At 72.2% G+C, this 18,129-nt stretch carries 18 protein-coding genes; 5 read left to right on the top strand and 13 right to left on the bottom strand.

Annotation, left to right across the window (positions count from 1 at the left end; all coding sequences use genetic code 11):
• Positions 1-21 precede the first annotated feature (21 nt).
• Together KU893_RS12115 and KU893_RS12110 are read left to right on the top strand one after the other, a co-directional pair.
• Positions 22-666, top strand: a complete 645-nt coding sequence (locus KU893_RS12115; protein WP_218234626.1) for an ATP-binding protein — start codon at positions 22-24, stop codon at positions 664-666.
• Entirely contained in the window at positions 650-1,168 is a 519-nt protein-coding gene (locus KU893_RS12110; protein WP_218234625.1) for a hypothetical protein, read from the top strand. The genes KU893_RS12115 and KU893_RS12110 overlap by 17 nt, the downstream gene beginning before the upstream one ends.
• Here KU893_RS12110 and KU893_RS12105 read toward each other — a convergent pair.
• Complete coding sequence (locus KU893_RS12105) at positions 1,147-2,238, bottom strand: adenosine deaminase (RefSeq protein WP_218234624.1); 1,092 nt, start codon at positions 2,236-2,238, stop codon at positions 1,147-1,149. The genes KU893_RS12110 and KU893_RS12105 overlap by 22 nt on opposite strands.
• A gap of 31 nt (positions 2,239-2,269) precedes the next feature.
• On the opposite strand from KU893_RS12105, the gene KU893_RS12100 reads away from it, so the two are divergent.
• Entirely contained in the window at positions 2,270-2,722 is a 453-nt protein-coding gene (locus KU893_RS12100; RefSeq protein WP_218234623.1) for a MaoC family dehydratase, read from the top strand.
• A 66-nt stretch (positions 2,723-2,788) separates the two neighbouring features.
• Positions 2,789-3,961 (top strand): CaiB/BaiF CoA transferase family protein, encoded by a 1,173-nt coding sequence (locus KU893_RS12095; RefSeq protein WP_218234622.1) that lies wholly within the window; start codon positions 2,789-2,791, stop codon positions 3,959-3,961.
• On the opposite strand, the gene KU893_RS12090 is transcribed toward KU893_RS12095, so the two are convergent.
• The 6 genes from KU893_RS12090 to KU893_RS12065 are packed head-to-tail and all read right to left on the bottom strand — an operon-like array spanning position 3,962 to position 9,175.
• Positions 3,962-5,200 (bottom strand): sigma-54-dependent transcriptional regulator family protein, encoded by a 1,239-nt coding sequence (locus KU893_RS12090; RefSeq protein WP_218234621.1) that lies wholly within the window; start codon positions 5,198-5,200, stop codon positions 3,962-3,964. It lies immediately after the preceding gene.
• Positions 5,201-5,233: 33 nt separating this feature from the next.
• A complete protein-coding gene (locus KU893_RS12085; protein ID WP_218234620.1) occupies positions 5,234-6,352 on the bottom strand; it encodes an XdhC family protein in 1,119 nt (372 codons plus the stop codon).
• Positions 6,345-7,466 carry a vWA domain-containing protein gene (locus KU893_RS12080; RefSeq protein WP_218234619.1) on the bottom strand — a complete coding sequence of 374 codons (1,122 nt, stop codon included), beginning with the start codon at positions 7,464-7,466 and terminating at the stop codon, positions 6,345-6,347. Before KU893_RS12080 ends, KU893_RS12085 begins: the two co-directional genes overlap by 8 nt.
• Positions 7,463-8,341 carry an AAA family ATPase gene (locus KU893_RS12075; protein WP_218234618.1) on the bottom strand — a complete coding sequence of 293 codons (879 nt, stop codon included), beginning with the start codon at positions 8,339-8,341 and terminating at the stop codon, positions 7,463-7,465. Before KU893_RS12075 ends, KU893_RS12080 begins: the two co-directional genes overlap by 4 nt.
• Positions 8,342-8,394: 53 nt before the next feature.
• Positions 8,395-8,568: a hypothetical protein gene (locus tag KU893_RS12070; protein ID WP_218234617.1), complete on the bottom strand. Its 174-nt coding sequence runs from the start codon at positions 8,566-8,568 to the stop codon at positions 8,395-8,397.
• Positions 8,569-8,617: 49 nt separating this feature from the next.
• A complete protein-coding gene (locus KU893_RS12065) occupies positions 8,618-9,175 on the bottom strand; it encodes a nucleotidyltransferase family protein (RefSeq protein WP_257441616.1) in 558 nt (185 codons plus the stop codon).
• A gap of 101 nt (positions 9,176-9,276) precedes the next feature.
• Here KU893_RS12065 and KU893_RS12060 point away from each other — a divergent pair, with 101 nt between their 5' ends.
• A complete protein-coding gene (locus KU893_RS12060) occupies positions 9,277-9,825 on the top strand; it encodes a Uma2 family endonuclease (RefSeq protein WP_218234615.1) in 549 nt (182 codons plus the stop codon).
• Positions 9,826-9,845: 20 nt separating this feature from the next.
• Here the strand turns inward: KU893_RS12060 and KU893_RS12055 are convergent, their stop codons facing one another.
• Genes KU893_RS12055 through KU893_RS12030 form a run of 6 tightly spaced genes read right to left on the bottom strand, consistent with a single transcriptional unit; the run spans position 9,846 to position 18,104 of the window.
• The gene (locus KU893_RS12055) at positions 9,846-10,172 is read right to left on the bottom strand and encodes a cupin domain-containing protein (protein WP_218234614.1); all 327 of its coding nucleotides are present in this window, start codon (positions 10,170-10,172) and stop codon (positions 9,846-9,848) included.
• Positions 10,154-10,870, bottom strand: a complete 717-nt coding sequence (narI, locus tag KU893_RS12050) for a respiratory nitrate reductase subunit gamma (protein WP_218234613.1) — start codon at positions 10,868-10,870, stop codon at positions 10,154-10,156. The genes KU893_RS12055 and narI overlap by 19 nt, the downstream gene beginning before the upstream one ends.
• 1 nt (position 10,871) lies before the next feature.
• Positions 10,872-11,528: a nitrate reductase molybdenum cofactor assembly chaperone gene (gene narJ, locus KU893_RS12045; protein ID WP_218234612.1), complete on the bottom strand. Its 657-nt coding sequence runs from the start codon at positions 11,526-11,528 to the stop codon at positions 10,872-10,874.
• Positions 11,525-13,189 (bottom strand): nitrate reductase subunit beta, encoded by a 1,665-nt coding sequence (narH, locus tag KU893_RS12040; protein ID WP_218234611.1) that lies wholly within the window; start codon positions 13,187-13,189, stop codon positions 11,525-11,527. Before narH ends, narJ begins: the two co-directional genes overlap by 4 nt.
• Positions 13,189-16,866, bottom strand: coding sequence for a nitrate reductase subunit alpha (locus KU893_RS12035; RefSeq protein ID WP_218234610.1), 3,678 nt, complete (start codon positions 16,864-16,866; stop codon positions 13,189-13,191). The genes narH and KU893_RS12035 overlap by 1 nt, the downstream gene beginning before the upstream one ends.
• On the bottom strand, positions 16,863-18,104 hold the full coding sequence (locus tag KU893_RS12030) for a nitrate/nitrite transporter (RefSeq protein WP_218234609.1): 1,242 nt from the start codon (positions 18,102-18,104) through the stop codon (positions 16,863-16,865). Before KU893_RS12030 ends, KU893_RS12035 begins: the two co-directional genes overlap by 4 nt.
• Positions 18,105-18,129 lie beyond the last annotated feature (25 nt).

Here is an 18,129-nt window from a genome sequence, read left to right as displayed (position 1 = left end):
CGTACGGCAGACTCGACCCCCATGACCGCTCGTGCCCGCGTGATCGTGCTCGCCGGCCCCTCCGGTTCCGGAAAGTCCCGGCTGGCCGGGCGGCTCGCGAAGGCCTACGGGTGGCCCACGCTGCACCTCGACGACTTCTACCACGACGGCGACAGGCCGGAGCTGCCGTTGATCAGCGAGGGCGCCAACGCCGGGCTGGTCGACTGGGACCACCCGGGCACCTGGAGCCACGAGGACGCCTTCGTCGCCCTCCAGGAGCTGTGCACCACAGGGAGGACCGAGGTACCGGCGTACTCGATCTCCGAGAGCCGGCGCACCGGCAGCAAGCGCCTCGACCTCGCCGGTGCCCGGCGGTTCTGCGCGGAGGGCATCTTCGCGACCGAGATCGTCGAGGAGTGCCGGCGGGCGGGCATCCTGGCGGAGGCGTACTGCATCACCCAGCACCCGGTGCTCACCTTCTGGCGTCGGCTCACCCGCGACCTGCGCGAGCACCGCAAGCCGCCGCTGGTGCTGGTCCGACGCGGACTCGCGCTGGCCCGCGCACAGCGGCAGATCGTGCGGCGGGCGACCGCGGTCGGCTGCCGGGTCGCGACCGGCGAGCGTGCCTTCGTCGAGCTCAGCGGGCTGCGCGGCGACCAGGAGGACGACCATGCGGTGGCCGGCTGACCTGGCGCCCGCCGCGCTGCGCCAGCCCGACCCGCGCAGCTGTGGCGCGGCGAGCGTGCTCGGCGCCCGCGCGCTGCTGACCGAGTGGCGCCCGGAGCACGCCGCGGCCGACATCACCGAGGAGCACCGCCTCCTCACCTCGTCACGCAGCCCGCGCGACCGCTTCCAGCTGCCGTGGCCGCGCGCCCTCGGCACCCCGCCGTGGGCGGTCGCCAACGCACTGCGAGCACTGTCCGGCGACCACGTCGCCACGGTGTTCGTGCGGCCCCGCCCCGCGATCGGGTACGACGTCCTGCGCGAGCAGCTGCGCGAGCGACCGGTCGCGGTCTACGTCGGCAGCCGCTGCCTGCCGCGGCACGTCGTGCTCGCGGTGCGCCCGCTGCCCGGCGGGGTCGAGGTGTTCGACCCCGCGAGCGGGCGCCTGGTCGAGGTCGCCGCCGACCGGTGGACCGGGCACCGGGTCGACGTCGCGGGCTGGGACTACTTCTGGTTCGTGGTCTGAGCGGCGTACCAGGGCTTGATGGTCTCGGTGATCAGCCGGTAGCGCTCGTCGTAGGGGATGAAGGCGGACTTCATCGCGTTGACGGTCAACCACTCGATCTCGGCCCAGCCATAGCCGAAGGTCTCGGCGAGCAGGCCGAACTCCCGGCTCAGCGTGGTGCGGCTCATCAGCCGGTTGTCGGTGTTGACGGTGACCCGGAACCGCAGCGACGCCAGCAGCCTGATCGGGTGCTCCGCCAGCGACGGTGCGGCGCCGGTCTGCACGTTGGAGGACGGGCACATCTCGAGCGGGATCCGCTTGTCCCTGATGTACGACGCCAGCCGGCCGAGCTGTGCGACGCCGGCGTCGTCGACCTTGATGTCGTCGACGATCCGCACGCCGTGGCCGAGCCGGTCTGCGCCGCACCACTGGACCGCCTCCCAGATCGACGGCAGGCCGAAGCCCTCGCCGGCGTGGATCGTGAAGTGGGAGTTCTGGCGCTGGAGGTACTCGAAGGCGTCGATGAACCGGGTGGGCGGGTAGCCCGCCTCGGGACCGGCGATGTCGAAGCCGACGACCCCGCGGTCGCGCCACGCGACGGCGAGCTCGGCGATCTCCATGGCGCGCGCGGCCTGGCGCATCGCGGTCAGCAGGTGCCGGACGTCGATCCTGCCGCCGGCCGCGGCCATGCCCTCCTCGAAGCCCCGCTGGACCGCGGCGACGACCTCCTCGAGGTCGAGGCCTCCGTCGACGTGGAGCTCGGGGGCGTAGCGGATCTCGGCGTACACGACGCCGTCGGCGGCGAGGTCCTCGACGCACTCACGGGCGACACGGGTCAGCGCCTCGGCGGTCTGCATGACGCCGACGGTGTGGGCGAAGGTCTCGAGGTAGCGCTCGAGAGAGCCCGAGTCGGCGGCCTCCGCGAACCAGTGCGCGAGCGCGGCGGTGTCGGTCGCCGGCAGGGCGTGGCCGACACCCGCGGCGAGCTCGATGATCGTGGCCGGCCGCAGGCCGCCGTCGAGGTGGTCGTGGAGCAGCACCTTGGGTGCCGCCCGCAGCAGGCTCTCCGACAGGCCGCGTGTAGGTTCCATGACCGAATCCTAGAGAGCACCAGGAGCAGGCATGCGGGTCTTCACCACCTTCGACGAGCTGATCGCCGCCAACGGCGAGGTCCTCGGCACAGGTGACTGGGTCGAGATCACCCAGGAGCGGGTCAACCAGTTCGCCGACGCCACCGGCGACCACCAGTGGATCCATGTCGACGTGGAGAAGGCGAAGGAGGGTCCGTTCGGGGGCACGATCGCGCACGGCTACCTCACCTTGTCGCTGATCCCGTGGCTCGGCGACGCCATCTTCAGCCTGGAGACCCCCGGCGCGAAGCTCAACTACGGCATCAACAAGGTGCGCTTCCCCCACCCGGTGCTGGTGGGCAAGCGGATCCGCCTGACCGTCACCCTGGCCGACGTCACCGCACTCGCCAGCGGCTACCAGGTCACCCTCAAGCACGTCATCGACATCGAGGGCGAGGACAAGCCGGCCGCGGTCGCCGAGACCGTGGTGCTGCTTCTGCCCTGATCGGGCGCCGGCTGTTGGCAACTGCTGCCATGTTGCGGACCTGCCGTCGTCAATAGCGTCGACGGCATGTCCACGACCACCTCCGCGCCTCTGGACGACGTCCTGGTCCTCGACCTCACCCGCGCCCTCGCCGGGCCGCATGCGGCGATGATGCTCGGCGACCTCGGCGCCCGCGTGATCAAGGTCGAGAGCCCGTCCGGCGACGACACCCGGACCTGGGGCCCCCCGTTCGTCGACCCGACGGCGGGGCGCCGCGAGTCGACGTACTTCCTCTCGGCGAACCGCAACAAGGAGTCGATCACCCTCGACCTGAAGGACCCCGCCGACCAGGACGTCCTCGCCCGGCTCATCGAGCGTGCCGACGTGCTGATGGAGAACTTCCGGGTCGGCGTCCTCGACCGGCTCGGCTTCCCGGTCGAGCGGCTGCACGAGCTCAACCCGCGGCTGGTCGTCCTGCAGATCACCGGCTTCGGCCACGACGGGCCCGAGGCGCAGCGCTCCGGTTTCGACCAGATCGCGCAGGGCGAGGGCGGCCTGATGTCGTTGACCGGCCTGAGCGAGCCCACCAAGGTGGGCGTCCCGATCGCCGACCTGCTGGCCGGCATGAACGGCGCCTTCGGCGTGGTCTCGGCCCTCTACGAACGCGGGCACACCGGCCGCGGCCGCGTGGTCCGCACGTCGCTGCTCGCCGGCATGGTCGGCGTGCACGCCTTCCAGGGCACCAAGTGGACCGTCGCCAAGGAGGTCCCCGGACTGGCCGGCGGCCACCACCCGTCGATCGCCCCCTACGGCATGTTCCCGACCGCGACCGCCCCCGTGCAGATCGCCTGCGGCTCGGAGAAGCTGTGGCAGGCGCTGTGTGCCGAGCTCGGCATCGACCCCGAGCGCGAGGGCATGGCGACCAACCCCGAGCGGGTCCAGAACCGCGACGCTGTGATCGCCCTCGTCGAGGAGCTGCTCTCGACCGTGTCCGCCGAGGAGATCCTGCACCGCCTCGACCGGGCCGGTGTCCCCGCCGGCAAGGTGCGCACCCTCGACGACGTCTACACGTGGGAGCAGACCCGCTCCCAGGGCCTGCTCATCGACGTCGAGCACGCCACGCTCGGCAACGTCCAGCTGCCCGGGCCGGCGCTGCGCTTCGACGACAACGCCTACGCCGGCGGCCGGGAGTACCACGTCGCGCCGCCCACCCTCGGGCAGCACAACGACTCCGTCAGGGCGTGGCTGGGCTTGTCCTGATCACGCGTCGGCGACGGCCAGCCGCGCCTTGAGCAGCGGGATGGCGGGGTGCCGCAGCCGGCCGTCGCGGCCGAGCTCGGCGAGGCAGGCCTCCAGCACCGCGGTGTCGTACGGCGCCAGCTCGCTGTAGTGCAGCACCGCGTCGGGCTGCGGGTCGGCGAGCAGCGCCTCGCGGACCGCCACGGCGACGTACTCCCCCATCTCGACCAGCGCCGGGCTCTCGGTGCCGGGCAGCAGGTCGCCGCCGTAGGCCTCGACGGCGGCGGCGACCTGGCCGCGGCGCAGCAGGCTGAGGACGTGGTCGACGTCGGTGGCGATCGGCATCAGCAGCCGGTAGGGCCGTGAGGCGAGCTGCCCGGCGAGGGCGGCGCGCAGGTGGGACACCTCGGCCTTGAGCGTGGAGAAGGTGACCGCGTGGTCGCCGTAGAGCATGGCGTGCAGCTGGTCGAGCGAGAGCCCGTCGGGGTGCAGCGCGAGCAGCGAGAGGATCTCGGTCTGCCGCCGGTTGAGCAGCAGCCGCTGACCGTCGACACGTGCCTCGGCGGTGCCCAGCAGGCTGAGCACCAGGCCCGGCTCGCTGGTCTCCTCCGGTGGTGGGGCGTCCTCGTAGAGGTGGGTCCGCGGCAGCGCGCCCTCGACCAGCCGGGCCAGCACGCGGGCGGTCGCGAGCCCGATCGGGTGGGTGCGCTCCCAGGTGGTGGAGATGTCGAGGACGCCGAGCTTGGCGCCGCTCACCGGGTCGTGCACGGGCGCGGCCCAGCACACCCAGTTGTGCACGATCGGGGCGTAGTGCTCGGCGCTGAACACCATCGAGGGCCGGTCCAGCCGGTTGGCGAGGTCGAGCGCGTTGGTGCCGACCGAGCGGTCGTCCCAGCGTCCACCGGGCACGAAGTTCACGGTCTCGGCCTTGCGGCGCATCACCCGGCCGCCGTAGGTCCACAGCACGCGGGTGTCGGGATCGGTGACGGCGAGGACGAGGTCGCCGTCCTCGGCGGTACGGCGCAGCTCGTCCTCGACCCGCTCGACGGCGATCTGGAGCGGCGAGCCCTGCCACAAGGAGCGAGTCTCCGACTCGTCGGCCAGGGGCGCCTGGTGCACGTCGCGGGCCACGCAGGCCCCCGAGCGGGTCCAGCTGTCAAGGATCTCGGGACGTACCTGGGTCAGGGCGCCGTCGCGCTCCTCGACCCACGTGGTCCAGGCAGCGAGCGCGCGCCGCCGCCGCTGGTCGAGCTCGTCCATGGCACGCAGACTACCCTCCACCTGTGACGCCGATCACGCGTGGATGCGGCCCCTCAGCGTTCCCAGCGGCTCCCCCGAACCACCCCAGCGGCCGGCCACGATCTCGGCGGCGATGCTGATCGCGGTCTCCTCCGGCGTGCGGGCGCCGAGGTCGAGACCGATCGGGCTGTGCAGGCGTCCCAGCTCGTCGTCGGCGAGCCCGGCCTCGCGGAGCCGTTCCATCCGGTCGTCGTGGGTGCGCCGCGAGCCCATCGCGCCGACGTAGCCCACCTCGGGCAGGCGCAGCGCCACCTCCAGCAGCGGGACGTCGAACTTCGGGTCGTGGGTGAGCACCGCGATCACCGTCCGGCCGTCGACCCGGCCGGCCTCCTGCTCGGCGGCGAGGTAGCGGTGCGGCCACTCGACGACGACCTCGTCGGCGCCCGGGAACCGGCTCGTCGTGGCGAACACCGGCCGGGCGTCGCAGACGGTGACGTGGTAGCCGAGGAAGCCGCCGACCCGCGCCACGGCGGCCGCGAAGTCGATGGCACCGAAGACCAGCATCCGCGGCGCCGGGGCGAAGGCCCACACGAAGACGCGCATCCCCTCGCCGCGGCGCTCGCCGTCGGGACCGTAGGTCAAGGTTCCGTTGTGGCCCGCGGCGAGCAGGCCGAGCGCGTCGTCGCGCACGGCGTCGTCGATCCGAGGGCTGCCGAGGCTGCCGGCCGGGTCTCCGTCGGGGTGCAGCACGACCCGCCGACCGACGTAGGCCTGGTCGGGGTGGTCGACGACGGTGGCGACCGCGACCGGCCGCCCTGCCTCGATGTCGGCGGCGATGGCACCGAGCTCGGGGAAGGTCTCGGTGTTCACCTTCTCGACGTAGACGTCGAGGATGCCGCCGCAGGTCAGGCCGACGGCGAAGGCGTCGTCGTCGGAGACGCCGTAGCGCTGCAGGGTGGGTGTGCCGGAGGTGGTGACCTCCCGGGCCAGGTCGTAGACCGCGCCCTCGACGCAACCGCCCGACACCGAGCCGACCGCGGACGCGTCGGGCCCGACCAGCATCGAGGCGCCCGGGGGTCGCGGGGCGGAGCGGAAGGTGGCGACGACGGTGCCCATGCCGACCGTCTCGCCGGCCGCCCACCAGGCGAGCAGCTGGGGCAGGACCTCACGCACGGCGTACCTCCTCCAACAGGTCGACGAAGGTCGCCAGCGAGTGGCCGGCGAGGAAGGCGTCGACGTGGGGCAGGACGGCGACGATGCCCTGCTGGACCGGGGCGTAGCCGTCCTTGCCGCGGTGCGGGTTGACCCACACGACCTTGTGGGCGAGCCGGTGCAGGCGGTCGACCTGCTCGGCCAGCAGCGCGGTGTCGCCGCGCTCCCAGCCGTCGCTGAAGATCACCACCACCGCGCCCCTGGCCATCCCGCGGCGGCCGTGCCGGTCGACGAAGGCCTTCAGCGTCTCGCCCAGGCGGGTGCCTCCCGACCAGTCCGGGACGACATCGCCCGCCGCCGCGATGGCCCGGTCGGGATCGCGCCGCTTGAGTGCGCGGGTCAGGTGGGTGAGCCGGGTGCCGAGGCTGAACACCTCGACGCCGGGGCCCGCGGTGACGACCCGGTGGGCGAGACGGAGCAGCGCGTCGGCGTACCCGCTCATCGAGCCGGACACGTCGACCAGCAGCACCACGCGGCGCGGCCGGGTCGCGCGCCGGCGGCGGTGGATCTCGGCCGGCTCGCCCATCCGCCGCAGGCTGGCGCGCAGGGTGCGGGAGGCGTCGACGTCGCCGCGGCGGTGCGGGGTACGGCGCGCGGTCGGCCGGGTGGGCAGCGTGACCCGGAGGGTGCTGAACATCGCCGCGAGCCGGATCCGGTCGGCCGGGTCCATGGTCGCGACGTCGCGGTGGCGCAGCACCTCGGTCGCGCTCGCCGCGGCCCGGACCGGGTCGTCGTCCTCGTCCGGACCGCCTCCTGCTGCCGACTGCTCGTCGGGCAGCAGGGACGCCGTCGGCTGCTGCCGCTCGGTGCGGGGCCGGATCGTGGGCGTGGTGTTGTCGCGGTCGAACCACTCCTCGAAGACCCGGTCGTGGCGCTCCAGGTCCTCCGGGGTCGCGCACAGCGTCGCGCGCCCGGCCGCGCGGGTCGCCGTCCGGTCGCCGATGCCGACGAGGGCGACCGCGTCGAGGTAGGCGCGGGTGCGGTCCTGGGTGACCGGTACGCCGGCCGCGCGCAGCGCGGTGGCGAAGCCGAGGAGGATCTCGTCGGGTTGGTGGACCAGGGCGGCGGTGCTCATCGCGAGAGCATCCGGTCCAGGGCGGCACGCACCCGCTCGGCGTCGTCGCGGTACTTCACCAGGGCGCCGAGGGTCCGCGCCGCGGTCTCGACGTCGAGGTCGGTCGTGCCGAGGTGCTGCAGGGCCCGCGCCCAGTCGAGGGTCTCCGCGACCCCGGGCGGCTTGAGCAGGTCGGTCCCGGCCCGCAGCTGCTGGACCACGTCGACCACCTGGCGGGCCAGGGTGGCGCTGACCTCGGGCGCCCGCGACCGGACGATCGCCACCTCGCGCTCCAGGCCCGGGTGGTCGATCCAGTGGTAGAGGCAGCGTCGCTTCAGCGCGTCGTGCAGCTCGCGGGTGCGGTTGGAGGTGAGCACGACGGTCGGCGGCGTCGCGGCCTGCACCGTGCCGAGCTCGGGGATGGTCACCTGGAAGGTCGAGAGCACCTCGAGCAGGAACGCCTCGAACTCGTCGTCGGCGCGGTCCACCTCGTCGATGAGCAGCACCGCCGGGCTCTGCTGCAGCGCGGCCAGCACCGGCCGCGCGAGGAGGAAGCGCTCGTCGTACAGGCTCTTCTCGGCCTCCTCGACGTCGCCCTTGGCGCTCCCCGAGAGCGCCTCCAGCGCCCGCAGGTGCAGGATCTGGCGCGGAAAGTCCCAGTCGTAGAGCGCCTGGGTCGCGTCGATGCCCTCGTAGCACTGCAGCCGGATCAGCGGCCGGTCCAGCGCCTGCGCGATCGCCTCCGCGAGCGCGGTCTTGCCCGTGCCCGGCTCGCCCTCGAGCAGCAGTGGACGCGCCATCTCCAGCGACAAGAACAGCACCGTCGCCAGCTCCTCGTCGGCCAGGTAGCCCGTCTCCTCCAGCCGGCGGGCGAGGTCGGCGACGCGGGTGTCCATGCACCCAGGCTAGGCCGCGGCCGTTGGCGCGAGGTTGGCAACTGTTGCCGAAGTCAACGCGGCGTGTAGAGCCACCGCAGGATCGTGCGACTGGTCAGGTAGCCGAGCACCGCGCCGGCGACGTAGCACGGGACCAGCACCCACGAGGGCGCGCCCAGGAGGTGGGGCACGAGGACGAGCAGCGCGGCGCCGAGGGAGTAGCCCGACATCGCGATCAGACCGGCCAATCACGGTGGCACGTTGCGCACGTCGGTTGCCGAGGAGCTCATCGCGCCATCATCGCCCGTCGACGTCCGCCCCCGTGGCGAGATCGCCGCACTCGACGAGCGCGACGTCGTGGGCGGCGAGGTAGGCCCGCGCGCCCCGGTCGCCGACGGCGCTCTCGGCGACGCCCGCCCAGTGGCCGCGGCCGAGGAGGACCGGGTGACCCGGCGTGCCGTCGTACGACGCCCGGGAGAGCGTCGTCGGCCCGTGACCGGCCGCCAGCACCCGCGCCACGACCGCCGCGGTGACGTCGGGCAGGTCGACGAGGTGGACCAGCGCGGCGTCCACCGGGGCGGTGTCGAGCGCGGCCAGCCCGGTCGCGAGCGAGGCCCCCATGCCGGAGGACCAGTCCTGCGAGCGCACCGCCGTCACCCGCGGCAGGCCGTCGAGCAGCGGGGCGGCCTCGTCGGCCCCGGCGCCGAGCACCACCACGACCTGCGCGCAGCCTCCGTCGAGCAGAACCTGCACCGATCGGGTCAACCAGGGTCCGTCGTCGCCACGGACCAGCGCCTTGGGCAAGCCCATCCGGGTGCCCGCGCCGGCGGCGAGGAGGAGTCCGGTTGCGGTCACGGATCGACCCTGCCACAAGAGGCCTGGGGATGGGCGGTTGCGGGTCCCCTGGCGCGAGCGGAGCCTGTGGCCCATGACAGATCTCGGATCGAGGAGGCACGATGAGCGTCGTGGAGACGTTGCAGGTCCCCGGGCCATGGACCATCGCCGAGCGCGATCAGCTGCCCGATGACGGGCACCGCTACGAGCTCGTCGACGGGACCCTGCTGGTGAACGCGGCGCCGGCTCCCGACCACCAAGAGGTCGGGCTCCGCCTGTGGCAGCTCCTCGACGCCGGTGCTCCGGTGGAGCTCCGGGTCCTCACGGCACCGCTGGACGTCGTGCTGGCCGACGACACCGTCGTCGAGCCCGATGTCGTGGTCGGACGGCGCGCCGACTTCACGGGCAAGAACCTGCCGGCGGTTCCCCTGCTGGTCGTCGAGGTGCTCTCGCCGAGCACCCAGGTGATCGACCGCAACATGAAGCTCGAGCGCTACCAGCGAGCCGGCATCCCGTCGTACTGGATCGTCGACCCGGAGGCGCTGCGCCTGGTCGCCCACGAGCTCGTCGACGGCAGGTACGTCGAGGTCGCCGACGTCTCCGGACCTGGGTCCTGGACCGCGGAACGCCCGTTCCCGGTCACGATCACGCCGGCCGCCCTGCTCCGCTGAACCCGACGGGCGCTGAGGAGTCAGTTGGCCACGGTCAGCAGCACGGCCGCGTCGGTGAGTGCCTCGAGGTCGTGACGCTGGGGCGGCAGCACGAGGTGGTCGCCGACACCGCCGCGCCAGGTCTCGGCGCCCGCATGGACCGCGACCTCGCCCTCGATCACCTGCAGGGTGGCCTCGTCGGGGGCGTCGTGCTCGCCGAGCCGTTCCCCCGCCCGCAGCGCGACCAGGGTCTGCCGCAGCCGGTGCTCGCGGCCGCCGTACACGGTGACGGCGGCGCGGCCGCTGGACGCCTCCCGCGCGGCGAGCAGCTGGCTCTCGGCCAACGCGGTCAGGCTCGTGGACTCCATGGCGTGCTCCTCCCTAGCCGCCCGTCGCGGCTGCGGTAGACGAGGTAGGGCCGGGTGAGGTAGCCGAGCGGCGCGCTGAACACGTGCACCAGCCGGGTGAACGGCCACAGCGCGAAGAGACCGAAGGCCACCAGCGCGTGCAGCCGGAACCCGATCGGCGCATCGGCCATCAGGGAGGCGTCGGGGGTGAACGCGAGGAACGAGCGGTACCAGACCGAGACACCCTCCCGGTAGTTGTACTCCCCGCCCAGGGTGAAGATCGACCCGGCGATCGTGTTCCACATGCCCAAGGCGATCACGGCGCCGAGGAAGGCGTACATCACCTTGTCCATCGGGGTGGTCGCGGAGAACACCGGCCCCACGGTGCGGCGCCGGTAGACCAGGATCGCCATGCCGGCCAGCGCCATCGCCCCGGCGACCAGCCCGCCCGCGACCGCGACCAGGTGGTAGGCGTGGTCGTCGATCCCGATCGCGTCGGTCCAGCTGCGCGGCACCAGCAGGCCGATCACGTGGCCGCCGACGACCCCGAGCATCCCGAAGTGGAACAGGGGCGAGCCGAGGCGCAGCAGCCGGTTCTCGTAGAGCTGCGAGGAGCGGGTGGTCCAGCCGAACTTGTCATAGCGGTAGCGCCACGCGTGTCCGAGCACGAACGTCGCCAGGCACAGGTAGGGCACGATCACCCACAAGAACACGTCCATCTCAGCTCCTCACGCTCAACGTCGCGGGCGCGATGAGGGCCGGCCCGTAGCCGTCCAGGCCGACCTCCTCGGCGGGCGGACCCTGCTCCACCAGGCGGCGCACGGCATCGGCCTCGTCGCCGCGCAGCTCGGGCAGGGTCGCGCACACGGCGTCCAGCGCGCCCGCCCACGGCGAGCCGGTCGAGCCGTCGTCGTTGCGCCAGGAGGTCAGGGCGAGCCGGAGCATCTCGACGCCGGCGCGGTGGTCGGTCAGCAGCCGCCGCGCGCGGTCGACGTCGACCGTGGCACCGAACTGCAGCACCGCGCACAGATGGTCCGGCAGCTCGCCGGTGGACTCGTCCCACGCGACGCCCGCCTCACGGTAGGCCTCCTTGAAGCGCACCAGCGCCTGTCCGCGGCGCCGGGTGTCGCCGTAGGCGAAGTAGGTCAGGTAGAGCGCGCACTTGCGGGTGTGGTCGAAGGTCGCGACGTACTCGGCCTGGAGCTCGGGGAGGGCACGGGTGCGCAGGTGGGTGACCAGGCCGGCCAGGTGGCGCTCGCCCGCGACCAGCGCCTCGACGTCGTCGAGCGAGTCGACCAGGCCGGCCGTCGGGTAGTCGAGCAGCACCGAGCAGGCCGCCCACACCGCACGGACGTCGACCCGCGCGCGGCGCCTCACGACTCGCCCTGCGTGGGTGCGTCGGGGCGAGGCGGGAAGAGCCCGTCGGGCAGCCCCTTGCCGTCCCAGTTGAGCAGGTTGACCCGAGAGCCCTTGTCGTCGGGTGCGGCCAGGGTGTCGCTGGTCTGTCGCGCCTGGAGCATCCGGAAGTTCTCCACCGCGACCGGCGTCGGGTAGCCGGACCCCTCGCCGAACAGGTCCTGCTGGCCGCCTCCGTACTCGGAGACCGGGCACTCGGTGACGAGCTCCTCGAGCGCGTGCGCCTGCTCGGCGTGCGCGGGTGGGATGACGTAGCGCTCGTCGTACTTGGCGATCGCGAGCAGGCGGAACATCTCGTAGAGCTGCTCCCCCGTCATCCCCACCGCGGCCGGGATCGCGTCGTCCACGTCGCGCCCGAGGTTGATGTCGCGCATGTAGGAGCGCATCGCCGCGAGCTTGCGCAGCACCCGGTCGACGGGGGCGGTGTCACCAGCGGTGAACAGGTTGGCGAGGTACTCGACGGGGATGCGCAGGGCGTCGATCGCGGCGAACAGGTTGCCGCGGTCCTCGGCGTCCTCGCCGGTGTCCTTGACGGCGTCGACCACCGGGGACAGGGGCGGGATGTACCAGACCATCGGCATGGTCCGGTACTCCGGGTGCAGCGGGAGGGCGACCTGGTACTCGTTGATCAGCCGCCAGACCGGCGACTTCCGTGCCGCCTCGATCCAGTCGGCCGGGATGCCGGCCTCGGCCGCGGCCCGGCGGACCTCGGGGTCGTGGGGGTCGAGGAAACAGGCCCGTTGGGCGTCGTACAGGGCGTGCTCGTCCTCGATGCTGGCTGCCTCCAGGACCTTGTCGGCGTCGTAGAGCACCAGCCCGAGGTAGCGCAGCCGGCCGACGCAGGTCTCCGAGCACACGGTCGGGATGCCGACCTCGACCCGGGGGTAGCAGAAGGTGCACTTCTCGGCCTTGCCGGTCTTGTGGTTGAAGTAGACCTTCTTGTAGGGACAGCCCGACACGCACATCCGCCAGCCCCGGCAGCGGTCCTGGTCGACGAGCACGATGCCGTCCTCGGAGCGCTTGTAGATCGCGCCGGACGGGCAGGAGGCGGCGCACGACGGGTTGAGGCAGTGCTCGCAGATCCGGGGCAGGTAGAACATGAAGGTCTGCTCGAACTCGAGCTTCACCTTGTCCTCGATGCCGCGCAGCATCACGTCGCGCGCGGCGTGCTCGTGCGAGCCGCCGAGGTCGTCGTCCCAGTTGGCCGACCACTCGACGTTCATGTCCGCGCCGGTGATCAGGCTCTTGGGGCGGGCCACCGGGAAGGTGTCGCTCTGCGGCGAGCTCAGCAGGTTGTCGTAGTCGTAGGTCCAGGGCTCGTAGTAGTCGTCGATCGAGGGCAGCTTCGGGTTGGAGAAGATGGTCAGCAGCTTCCTGATCCGCCCGCCGCTGCGCAGCGCGAGGCGTCCGTTGGGCTTGCGGACCCAGCCGCCCTGCCACTCCTCCTGGTCCTCGTAGGTGCGCGGGTAGCCCAGCCCGGGGCGGGTCTCCACGTTGTTGAACCAGACGTACTCGGTGCCGGTGCGGTTGGTCCAGGCCTGCTTGCAGGTGACCGAGCAGGTGTGGCAGCCGATGCACTTGTCGAGGTTCATCACCATCGCCATCTGGGCCATCACGCGCATCAGTACTCCACCTCCGCGCGGCGCTTGCGGATCATCGTGACCTCGTCCCGGTTGTTGCCGATGGGGCCGATGTAGTTGAAGAAGTAGGCCAGCTGGGCGTAGCCGCCGACGATGTGGTTGGGCTTCATCAGGATCCGGGTGAGGCTGTTGTGGATGCCGCCGCGCTTGCGGTCGCGCTCGGTGAGGGGTACGTCGATCAGCCGGTCCTGGGCGTGGTGCATGTAGACGGTGCCCTCCGGCATCCGGTGGCTGACGATCGCGCGGGCGGCGACCACGCCGTTGCGGTTGACCATCTCGATCCAGTCGTTGTCGCGGATGCCGACCTTCGCCGCGTCGCGGTCGGAGATCCACACGGACTGGCCGCCGCGGGACAGGGAGAGCATGAAGAGGTTGTCCTGGTACTCGCTGTGGATGGACCACTTGTTGTGCGGGGTCAGGTAGCGGACCGAGACGCCGAGCTCGTTCTCCTCGCCGATCGGTGCCTCTCCGAAGAGCGTCGTCATGTTCAGCGGTGGTCGGTAGACGGGCAGCATCTCCCCCATCCCGAGGAACCAGTCGTGGTCGAGGTAGAACTGCTGGCGGCCGGTCAGCGTGTGGAACGGCTTGTGCCGCTCGACGTTGATGGTGAACGGGCTGTAGCGGCGACCGCCCGACTCCGAGCCCGACCACTCCGGCGAGGTGATCACCGGCACCGGCGCCGCCTGGGTGTCGCGGAAGGTGATCTGCTTGCCCTCGTGCTCGGCCGCAAGGTCCGCCAGCTGCATACCGGTGCGCTTCTCCAGGAACCGGAACCCCTGGGTGGCGAGGTGCCCGTTGGAGACACCGGCCAGGTGCAGGATCGAGTCGGCCACCTGGACGTCGGTCTCCAGCCGCGGCTGGCCCGCGCCCGCGCCTTCGGTCGCGACGCCGTGGCGCTCGCGCAGCAGCTCGACCTCGCGGTGGACGTCGTACTGGACGCCCTTGGTGATCATCCCCGCCTTCTCGAGCAGCGGCCCGAGCGTGGTCAGCTTGTCGTGGACGGCCGTGTAGTCGCGCTCGGCCACCGCGATCACCGGCATCGTCTTGCCGGGGACCGGGTCGCACTCCCCCGTCCTCCAGTCCTTCACGACGCCGTGGACGGTGGCCATCGCCTCCGGGGTGTCGTGCCACAGCGGCTTCGCGACCACGTCGCGGCGGGTCCCGAGGTGGTCGACGGCGAGCTCGGAGAAGCGCTTCGCGATCGCCTTCCAGGCGTCCCAGTCCGACTTCGTCTGCCAGGGCGGGGCGATGGCGGGGTTGAAGGAGTGGACGAACGGGTGCATGTCGGTGGTCGACAGGTCGTGCTTCTCGTACCAGGTGGCGGCGGGGAGCACGACGTCGCTGAGCACGGTGCTGCTCGTCATCCGGAAGTCGATCGTGGTGAGCAGGTCGAGCCGGCCCTCGGCGGCGTGCTCGGGCCACACGACGTCCTTCGGGCGCAGCTCGGGCGGCGCCTCCTTGGCGGTCGCGGCGCTGTCGGTGCCGAGCAGGTGGCGCAGGAAGTACTCGTTGCCCTTCGCCGAGGAGCCGAGCAGGTTGGAGCGCCACAGCGAGAGCACCCGCGGGTGGTTGTCCTCGTGCTCGGGGTCCTCGACGGCGAAGCGGAGCCGGCCGGCCTGCAGCTCGCGCGCGACGTACGCCGGCGCCTCCATGCCCGCGGCCTGCGCCTCGTCGGCCAAGGTCAGGGAGCTGCGGTCGAAGGTGGGGTAGCTCGGGCTCCAGCCCAGCCGCACCGACTGGGCCAGCAGGTCCATCACGGTCTTCCCGGCGAACACGCCGGTGCCGGCGTCGAGGTCGTCGGCGCTGAAAGTGTCGTAGCGGTACTGGCTGGTGTTCACGTACCAGTACGCCGTCTGGTTCATGTGCCGCGGCGGGCGGTGCCAGTCGAGGGCGAAGGCGAGGTGCTGGAAGCCCATGATCGGGCGCACCTTCTCCTGGCCGACGTAGTGCGCCCATCCGCCGCCGTTGCGTCCCTGGCAGCCGGTGATCGTCGTCAGCACCAGCATCGCGCGGTAGATCTGGTCGGAGTGGAACCAGTGGTTGACGCCCGCGCCCATCAGGATCATCCCGCGGCCCTCGGTGTCGATCGCGTTCTGCGCCCACTCGCGCGCGAGCCGGCGGACCTGGGCGGCCGGCACGCCGGTGTGCTGCTCCTGCCAGGCCGGCGTGGCGACGCCGTCGGGGTCGTCGTCGCCCGCGGGCCAGGAGCCGGGCAGGCCGTCGCGGGCCACGCCGTACTGGGCGAGCATGAGGTCGAGCACCGTCGTGACCAGACGCTCCCCCACCCGGCGCACGGGGACGCCGCGGCGGTGGTGGCGCACCTTGCCGTCGGGGGCGTCGAAGCGCGGGAGCTCGACCTCGACGGCGTCGTGCCGCAGCTCGTACAGGGACAGCGCCGGGTCGAGGTCGCCGAGCTCGAGGTTCCAGCGCCCGAGGCCCTCCTCACCGAAGCGGTGGCCGATCGCGCCCTGCGGGATCCGCACCTCGCCACTCGCCGCGTCGAGGACGGCGGGCTTCCACATCGCGTTCTCCGCCCCGCCCTCGGGGTGGTCGATGTCGCCGGCGACGAGGAACTTGCCGGGGCGGAAGGCCCCGTCCCCGGTCGGCTCGAGACACACGAGGTGGGGCAGGTCGGTGTAGCGCTTGTTGTAGTCGGTGAAGAAGGGCACCTGCCGCTCGACGAAGTACTCCTTGAGCACGACGTGCCCCATCGCCATCGCCAGCGCCCCGTCGGTGCCCGGCGCGGGGCTGATCCACTCGTCGGCGAACTTCACGTTCTCGGCGTAGTCCGGCGCCACCGCGAGCACCTTCTGCCCCCGGTAGCGCGCCTCGGTCATCCAGTGCGCGTCCGGGGTCCGGGTCAGCGGGACGTTCGAGCCCCACATGATCAGGTAGCCCGCGTCCCACCAGTCGCCCGACTCGGGGACGTCGGTCTGGTCGCCGAACATCTGCGGCGAGGCGTTCGGCAGGTCGGCGTACCAGTCGTAGAAGGACAGCATGGGTGCGCCGATGAGCTCCAGGAAGCGCGCGCCCGAGGTGTAGGACACCGGCGACATCGCGGGGATCGGCGAGAAGCCGGCGATCCGGTCCGGTCCCCAGCGCTTGACCGTGTAGACGTGGGCGGCGGCGACGATCTCGGCGGCCTCCTCCCACGTGGCCCGCACCAGGCCGCCCTTGCCGCGCGCCCGCTTGTAGGCGCGCGCCTTGTCCGGGTCCTGCACGATCGAGCCCCAGGCGACCACGGGGTCGCCGTACTGCTCCTTGGCGGCGCGGAACATCTCCAGCAGCACGCCCCGGACGTAGGGGTAGCGGACCCGGGTCGGGCTGTAGGTGTACCAGGAGAACGCCGCCCCGCGCGGGCAACCGCGCGGCTCGTACTCGGGACGGTCCGGCCCGGCGCTCGGGTAGTCGGTCTGCTGCGCCTCCCAGGTGATGATCCCGTCCTTGACGTAGACCTTCCACGAGCACGACCCGGTGCAGTTGACGCCATGGGTGCTGCGCACGACCTTGTCGTGGCTCCAGCGGTCGCGGTAGAAGACGTCGCCCTCGCGTCCGCCCTGCTTGAACAGGGCGCGGTGGTCGTCGCTGACCTCGGCCTTGGTGAAGAACCGTCGCGCGCCGATCGCCGCCTGCTGCAGGCGGGACTCGAGGTCGGTCATCGAACCTGCTCCTGGTGCGCGGCGACGGTGCTTCTGACGACGGTGACGGTCAGCACGAGGGTGGCCGCCGCGGTGGCGGCGAGCAGCCACAGCCCGATCGCGTAGGAATCGGTCCGGCCGTAGACGTAGCCCATGACCAACGGCGGCACGAACCCGCCGAGACCGCCCGCCGCGCCGACCAGGCCGGTGACACCGCCGACCCGGCCGGGCTCGGTGACCTGGGCGATGAGGGCGAAGGTCGCACCGCTGCCCATGCCGAGGGCCGCTGCCATCGCGAGGAAGGCGATCGTGCCGCCGGACTGGAGCGGAGGCGTCCCCGCCGCGATCGCGGCGCAGAGCGCCACCACCGCGAAGTCGAGCGCGAGCACGCGGATCGCGCCGAGCCGGTCGGCCAGCCAGCCGCCGAGCGGCCGCATCGCCACCGCGACCACCACGAAGCCCGCCATCCGGTTGGCGGCGTCGGCGGCGGTGAGGCCGTGGGCGGTCTTGAGATAGGCCGGCAGGTAGACCGAGAAGGCGACATAGCCGCCGAAGGCCACGGCGTAGAGGACGCAGGCCTGCCAGGTGATCGGCATCCGCGCCGTGGCGGCCAGACGCTGGCCGAGCGGCGTCGTGGGGACCGTCCGGCCCGGGGCGTCGCGCAGGACCAGCCAGGCCAGGACGCCGTACGCCAGGAGCACGCCGGCGGTGATCAGGAAGGGCACGCGCTCGCCGACGTCCTCGTAGAGACGCACGGTGGTGAGCGCACTGATCGCCGTGCCGCCCATCCCGGCGCCGAAGATGCCGACCGCGAGGCCGCGCTTCTCCGGCGGGAACCAGGCGTTGACGAACGGCACGCCGACCGCGAACGCGGTGCCGCCGATGCCGAGGAAGAAGCCACCCACCAGCAGCAGGGCGTAGGAGTCGAGCGCGACGAAGGCGACGAAGACGATGGGCACGACCGTCGCGAGCGAGACGAGCGGGAACATGACCCGGCCGCCGAACCGGTCGGTCAGCGCGCCCACGATGATGCGACCCAACGAGCCGACGACGACGGGGACCGCGACGAGCAGCGAGACGTCGGACTCGCTGAGGGTGCCGAGCGTCCCGGTGTCACGGAACAGCGGTCCCAGCGGGCTGAGCAGCGCCCACGCCCAGAAGTTCACGACGAAGCCGAGCGTGGCGACCGCCAGCATCAGCCAGGGTCGGCCCGACACGACCGGTCCCGCGTCGACTCGTGCACGGACTGCATCGGTCATGCCGTCTCCTCGGTGGTCGTGGCCC

The sequence above is a fragment of the Nocardioides daeguensis genome, assembly GCF_019192965.1.
Lineage (GTDB): Bacteria > Actinomycetota > Actinomycetes > Propionibacteriales > Nocardioidaceae > Nocardioides > Nocardioides daeguensis.
Note: the sequence above shows the minus strand (reverse complement) of the source record. Positions and strands in the feature narration are given on the sequence as shown.